The sequence below is a fragment of the Clostridium neuense genome (assembly GCF_045310695.1).
Taxonomy (GTDB): domain Bacteria; phylum Bacillota; class Clostridia; order Clostridiales; family Clostridiaceae; genus Clostridium_S; species Clostridium_S neuense.
Genome location: NZ_JBJIAA010000016.1, coordinates 146917 through 153322, shown reverse-complemented (window position 1 = coordinate 153322; position 6406 = coordinate 146917). Strand labels below are relative to the sequence as shown.

The 6406-nt window shown below is 30.4% G+C and carries 7 protein-coding genes; 2 read left to right on the top strand and 5 right to left on the bottom strand.

The annotated features are described in order from the left end of the window. Positions 1–824: 824 nt before the first annotated feature. Entirely contained in the window at positions 825–1649 is an 825-nt protein-coding gene (speD, locus tag ACJDT4_RS18330) for an adenosylmethionine decarboxylase (RefSeq protein WP_406789038.1), read from the top strand. Between the two features lie 18 nt (positions 1650–1667). Then, positions 1668–2528: a polyamine aminopropyltransferase gene (speE, locus tag ACJDT4_RS18325; RefSeq protein ID WP_406789034.1), complete on the top strand. Its 861-nt coding sequence runs from the start codon at positions 1668–1670 to the stop codon at positions 2526–2528. A gap of 197 nt (positions 2529–2725) precedes the next feature. On the opposite strand, the gene ACJDT4_RS18320 is transcribed toward speE, so the two are convergent. The 5 genes from ACJDT4_RS18320 to ACJDT4_RS18300 form a co-directional block, all read right to left on the bottom strand. Beyond that, positions 2726–3577, bottom strand: a complete 852-nt coding sequence (locus ACJDT4_RS18320; RefSeq protein ID WP_406789033.1) for a PTS system mannose/fructose/sorbose family transporter subunit IID — start codon at positions 3575–3577, stop codon at positions 2726–2728. Further along, complete coding sequence (locus ACJDT4_RS18315) at positions 3564–4337, bottom strand: PTS mannose/fructose/sorbose/N-acetylgalactosamine transporter subunit IIC (RefSeq protein ID WP_406789032.1); 774 nt, start codon at positions 4335–4337, stop codon at positions 3564–3566. Before ACJDT4_RS18315 ends, ACJDT4_RS18320 begins: the two co-directional genes overlap by 14 nt. A gap of 38 nt (positions 4338–4375) precedes the next feature. After that, positions 4376–4846, bottom strand: coding sequence for a PTS sugar transporter subunit IIB (locus ACJDT4_RS18310; protein ID WP_406789031.1), 471 nt, complete (start codon positions 4844–4846; stop codon positions 4376–4378). A 20-nt stretch (positions 4847–4866) separates the two neighbouring features. Then, on the bottom strand, positions 4867–5298 hold the full coding sequence (locus ACJDT4_RS18305; protein WP_406789030.1) for a PTS sugar transporter subunit IIA: 432 nt from the start codon (positions 5296–5298) through the stop codon (positions 4867–4869). 87 nt (positions 5299–5385) lie between these two features. Beyond that, complete coding sequence (locus ACJDT4_RS18300) at positions 5386–6363, bottom strand: sugar isomerase (protein WP_406789029.1); 978 nt, start codon at positions 6361–6363, stop codon at positions 5386–5388. Positions 6364–6406: the final 43 nt, after the last annotated feature.

The following is a 6406-nucleotide window of genomic DNA, read 5'->3' as shown; positions in this document are numbered from 1 at the left end:
TAGAATTTCTTCTATTCAAAAGAATTGCTGGTTCATTATCTTTTCTCTGTTTAATTTTCAAAGTTCAATGTGCTGCATAAGACAGCTTTTATATAATAGCATTTTAAATTTGCTCTGTCAACACTTTTTTTAAAATGTTTTTTCAAAACTCATTAAGTATTGTCATCTCGCGACGACATGTAATATAATATCATATCTTTTAATCTTATTTTGATTAAAATATACTGGTATACTAATTTAACTATTCTATACTTACTATATTATCAAAATACTAAGTATTTCATGCATAGATACCCTTGGAAGAGTATATATACAAAAAGGTTATACGCACCCCTTCCTTCTCAAAGAACTTCACAAATTTATGTATTTATAAATTTGTACAAAATCGTCAAGACGTAAAATTATAAATCAAAACAACCACTAATAAAAACATAAGTTTATGCACTTTGATTTACTTTTTGAAAAACTTTTTTTAAAATTCCTTTCTATTCTTTAGTTTAACTTTACCTTATATATTTTTATTAAGCATCTCAATTAATTCATTTGAAAAGAATTTTTTTGTTTGCTCATAATTTTAAACATCTCCTCCTATATTTAATTTCTGTCAAAAAGAGTAAAATTTTTTCAAGTGATTTTATTATTTTATTTTTTACATACTCTTAATTTGCAAATATAGGTACATTTACAGTTAATACACAAGTTATTTATAGTGTAATAAAAAACCATTGATTTAAAATAAATTCATTGCTAAAATTGTATTAATATTTTCGCTATTAACATATAATAATAGCGATTTATTTATAAGGAGGGATTTGGCAAATATAATGAAGGGAAACATTGATGGTAAAATAAAGCTTTATGGTTTCAATAATTTAACAAAAACATTATCCTTTAATATGTACGATATATGCTATGCAAAATCAGCAGAAGATAGAGAAGCTTATATTTCTTATATAGATGAACAATATAATGCAGAAAGGCTTACTCAAATCCTTACAAAGGTCACTGAAATTATAGGTGCTAATATTTTAAATATTGCAAAACAAGACTATGACCCTCAAGGTGCTAGTGTAACTATATTAATTTGTGAAAGTCCCATAGAAGATGAGCACAAGGAAACATTAGCAAAAGAAGCCCCAGGTCCACTGCCGGAAATCCTTCTTGCTCATTTAGATAAAAGCCATATTACAGTACACACCTACCCTGAATACCATCCTGATGAAGGTATTTGTACCTTTAGGGCTGATATAGATGTATCTACTTGTGGAATGATATCTCCTTTAAAGGCACTAAATTACTTAGTACATTCTTTTGAAGCTGATATTATGACAATGGATTACAGGGTTCGGGGCTTTACTAGAGATATTACTGGTCGTAAGCTATTCATAGACCATAAAATTAACTCTATTCAAAATTATATACCTAATAGTGTCAAAAATAAGTATAATATGATTGATGTAAATGTCTATCAAGATAATATTTTCCACACAAAGTGTAAGATAAAACAATTTGACCTAGACAATTACTTATTTGGATATACGAAAAAAGATCTGTATCCAAAAGAAAGAAAAAAGATAACCCATAAGCTAAAAAAAGAAATGGATGAAATTTTTTATGGTAAAAACATCAACGAATTATACTATAAATAAAATTAATGGAGGAATATTATGTTAGATCTTTGGTTTTCAGAAAGTCATGCAGACGATGCAAAATTTTCTATAAGGGTAAAAGAACACTTATATAGTGAAAAAACTCCTTTTCAGCAAATAGATTTTTTTAAGAGTGAAACTTTTGGAACTTTTTTTACCCTTGATGGCTACATAATGATGACTGAAAAGGATGAGTTTATATATCATGAGATGATTACCCACGTTCCAATGGCGGTTAATCCTGAAATAAAAAAAGTTTTAATCATTGGCGGCGGCGATGGTGGGACTTCAAGAGAAATTCTAAGATACAAATCCATAGAAAAAGTAGACTTGGTTGAAATTGACGAAAGAGTTGTTAGACTTTGTCAAAAATATTTAACTCAAACTGCTTGCAAACTTGACAACGATAACAGGCTTACTATGCATTTTGAAGATGGTAAAGAATTTGTTAAAAGAACCAAAAATGGAACATATGATTTAATTCTCGTGGATTCAACAGACCCTATTGGTCCTGGTGAAGGCTTATTCACTAACGAATTTTATAATGATTGTCAAAGAATCCTCAGTGATGATGGTATTCTAATAAATCAGCATGAAAGTCCATATTATAAAGACTATTGCCATGAAATGAAGCGAGCTCACAGCAAAATAAAAGACAAATTTCCTATTTCAATGGTTTATCAATTTCATATGCCAACTTATGCCTCTGGTCACTGGCTTTTTGGATTTGCCTCAAAAAAATATCATCCTTTAAACAACTTGAATGCTGACCGCTGGAATAGCCTTGGACTAAAAACTAAGTATTATAATACAAACTTGCATAAAGGTGCATTTGCACTGCCAAACTATGTTATTGAAGAATTAGAAAAAACAGAATAGTAATATTACAGTATTAAAATAAAAATAATATTTTCAACTCAAAGTACTGTTTTTATTTTATCTTACTTTTAATATAATACAATAATGATTTGGCACATACCAAACAAAGTCACTTAAGCATCAATAGTTAAAGCTTTTTTATTAATTAACACTAAAAACTAGCTGTTACATTAGTTTGTAACAGCTACATGTATTTATTAAGCTGGAGATAAAATTCCAAAAGCCGTACAAACAATTGATAATACAGCTATCCCAATAAGCAAATAAGTAACATTAATCTTCTTACCTAATAAATAATATATAATAAATGTAATTCCCAGCGGAAGCAGACATGGCATAATTCCATCCAAAATACCCTGAACCTTAGTAGCTCCATGACCAACACCTATAGTAAGCGGAACATGCACAGTAACCATAGTTGCAATCATAGAACCAATTGTCATTAACCCTAAAATAGCAGTGGACTTGGTTATCTTTTCCATAAGACCAGACTTTTCTATCTGCATGAGCAAGCTCGTACCAATCTCATACCCCTTCATCATTCCATAGTACCTAATCGCAAAAGCAGGTATATTATACATCAATAAAAATAATATTGCCCCTAAGATGCTCCCGTTTTTAGCAAGAGATGCACCAATTCCTGCTGCTATTACCCTCAAAGTTCCCAAAAATAGAGAATCCCCTATTCCCGATAGTGGTCCCATAAGACTTGCCTTAACACTATTTATAGATTCTGTTTCAAATTCCGGGTCACTAGCATTTTTCTCCTCCATTGCAGTTACGATTCCAAGTACTAATGTTGAAAAATACACTGTAATATTAAAGAATTCCATATGTCTCTGTAGAGCTTTTGCTCTATCTTCATTCTTCTTGTACAATTTTTCAATAATAGGCGCCATAGAATATGCAAATCCCATATGATCCTGTCTAACATAATTCCAGGATATTTCAAAAGGAAGTGATCTCCAAAAAACCTTTTTTAAATCTTTCTTAGTTATTATCTCTGTATTATTTTCTTCTTTATCACCAATTTCCTTAGAAATCATCATCAATCGCCTCCTGCACTTGTTTATTTCCATTTCCTTTATTACTTTCTTGATACATAAGTACCATAACTATAGCTGTTGCCAATATTGCTACTCCCAATACAGGCATCTTAAGATATGCTGTAATAACAAAACCTATAAATAAAAATGCAGCTACTCTCTTATTCATAATCATTCTAAGTAACATCGCAAAACCTAAAGCAGGAAGTATACCTGTTGCAACTGTAAGACCATTTTGAACAAAGCTAGGAATAGAGTTTAAAATCGTTTTCATAAAGCTGCCACCTAAATAAAATGATGCTGCCGTTAATATTGCTAACGGTAAATACATTCCAAAAACCCCTCCAAACCAATGCATTCTGTTTACACCTTTTATATCTCCATTTGCCGCATATTTATCTGCTCTATTAGCAAATAAAGGTACAACTATAATAAATAGAAAATTCCTTAGGAGCATAACTAACATCGCTATTGGAAGTCCCAGAGCCACTGCCATTCCTGCATCTTTGTGTCCTATAATAGCAAATGCTGTACCAAGAATACTTCCAGAAACAACTTCTGGTGGAAGTGCCGCACCCACACCAACTGCCCCCATAAATGCAAGTTCAAGAGTTCCTCCTATGATAATTCCAGACTTCAAATCTCCCATAGCTAGTCCTACAAGCGGTCCAAGTATTAATGGCCTTGTTTGAAGTGATTTTCCAGTGAAATAATCACTGTAACCAAAACAAGCAATAAAAAAAATTAAAAGCACATTAATCATTAAATATCCCTCCTAGTTTTCATTTTGATTTAATACTTTCAAAGCACTTTCTTAGCAAGCATTTTTTTATCTGTCGGTAATTGTCTTATTTCAACCTCAATTCCATTTTTAATCATATCTTTAATCATGCCTTCTTCTTCTGGCAATACATTAATAGCTTTAGATATTGCTCTTGTTCCATCTTTCGCTTTAGTACCACCTAAATTAATCTGCTTTATTGCAGGAATTTGCTCTACTAATCTCTTTGCATCCTTAATTGATTCGACTACAATAAATAACTTATATTTATCAGTTACACCGCTATTAATAGCTTTAATTGAATCTTCTATACTTTTAATTACCAATTTCACATTATTAGGCTTAGCTAATTTCATTGTGGTTTTCTTTAATTCATTTGACACTAATTCATCGTTTGCGATTAATATACAATCAGCATTTAATATTGATGTCCACGACATTGCAACTTGTCCATGAAGTAATCTATGGTCTACTCTAGTTAAAACTATCATTTTTTCCCTCCTCATAAAATTTAAAATTCATCATCGCATATTTCTTTTGAATTATTTAAAGTTTCATTACAATATTGAATACTTTGCTTAGATGTATTTAGTACTTCATTTATAATATCTTCTGTACTCTTGTCATCATCCTGCCTTGAAATTAATTCAGCTAATAATGGTAAATTTAGTCCTGCAATAAGATGAATTTTTCCATTATTTTTTCCAATCAAATTCATAAATTCATTATTTACACTTCCACCAAAAATATCTGTTATAACTATTAATTCATCGTCTTCATTTAATTTACCTAGAATATTTCTAATATTAGCTTTTAAATCATAATCTTTAGTTACATAGGCGCACAGAGTTTCTACATTATCCTTATTTCCAATAATCATTTTAAGCGAACTGTAAATTCCTTCTGCAAAATGTCCATGAGTTGCTATTAAAAATCGTCTCATATTTTTATCACCTTTCTATATTCTTCAAAATATAGTTATGCAATTGCTTAAAAAAACCATTACATAACTATAGATAAAATTTCTATATTAATATTCAACCTTCCACATATATCTGCGATTTAGATAATTGTGCTTCTTGGAATATGATAATTCTCGCAAGTATACATTATTGAGAATTGATGAGAATATTAAGTGATTGAAAAATTCTGATACATTATCACTTATTCTATTAATTTGAAGCTCTTTAGCATCAATTATAAATAATCTCTCTCCATATGTTTTTAAAAATTTTAATGCCCTCATATCAACAGGTCTTGTTCTACCTTCACTTAACAAAAATACTATTGGAACGTTCTTATCAATAGCTTCAAATGGTCCATGTAATAACTCTCCTGTATTAACTGTTGGAGAATGTACCCACTGCATTTCCATCAAGTTACATATAGAAAAAATATATGCTGACCCCATGCTTGGTCCACCGCCAATAACATAAATTGTTTCATCATTCTTGCACTCCTTAGCAAATTTAACTGCTCTAGGCGTACAATACTTTACTGCCTTACGATAAATATCATCAACTATTTCAAATCCATCCATAGCATCTTCATAATATTCATAATCTTCTAATTGATGTAACAATTCGAATGCAAAATTCAATTCCATACTAGAGTTAACATTTTGAACTAAAGACTCATCTAAAGCAATACTTTCATATTTTATCTTGTAATCACTAATCTCTGTCATATGCGATTCTTGAACATAAAAAGCTACTGTTGTAGCACCAGTTTCTTTAGCCACTCTTGCGGCCTCACAGGTTTCTTTTGTTCCTCTCATTGAACAAACAACTGCAATTGTATTCTTACCACAAGATTTAGGTACAGCATGTACAAATTCATTGCTAGTATACATTGCAGTCTTTAATTTTCTTGATTCTCTATCGATTAAATACTTAGCTGGAAAAAAACCTGCATATGAACCTCCACACGCAATAAAATAAACACTATCAATGCCACCTTGTTCTCTTTTGTTTTTAATAATTTCACTTACAATTTCTTTTATACCCATATAAAATTCTCCTTTCATGTTGTATGCTAATGTATATATACAT

Excerpts from the sequence above, each read along its gene's own strand:
- ACJDT4_RS18300 (WP_406789029.1), bottom strand. The coding sequence starts at position 6,363 with ATGGGTATAAAAGAAATTGTAAGTGAAATTATTAAAAACAAAAGAGAA.
- ACJDT4_RS18320 (WP_406789033.1), bottom strand. The coding sequence starts at position 3,577 with ATGATGATTTCTAAGGAAATTGGTGATAAAGAAGAAAATAATACAGAG.
- speE (WP_406789034.1), top strand. The coding sequence starts at position 1,668 with ATGTTAGATCTTTGGTTTTCAGAAAGTCATGCAGACGATGCAAAATTT.
- ACJDT4_RS18315 (WP_406789032.1), bottom strand. The coding sequence starts at position 4,337 with ATGATTAATGTGCTTTTAATTTTTTTTATTGCTTGTTTTGGTTACAGT.
- ACJDT4_RS18305 (WP_406789030.1), bottom strand. The coding sequence starts at position 5,298 with ATGAGACGATTTTTAATAGCAACTCATGGACATTTTGCAGAAGGAATT.
- ACJDT4_RS18310 (WP_406789031.1), bottom strand. The coding sequence starts at position 4,846 with ATGATAGTTTTAACTAGAGTAGACCATAGATTACTTCATGGACAAGTT.
- speD (WP_406789038.1), top strand. The coding sequence starts at position 825 with ATGAAGGGAAACATTGATGGTAAAATAAAGCTTTATGGTTTCAATAAT.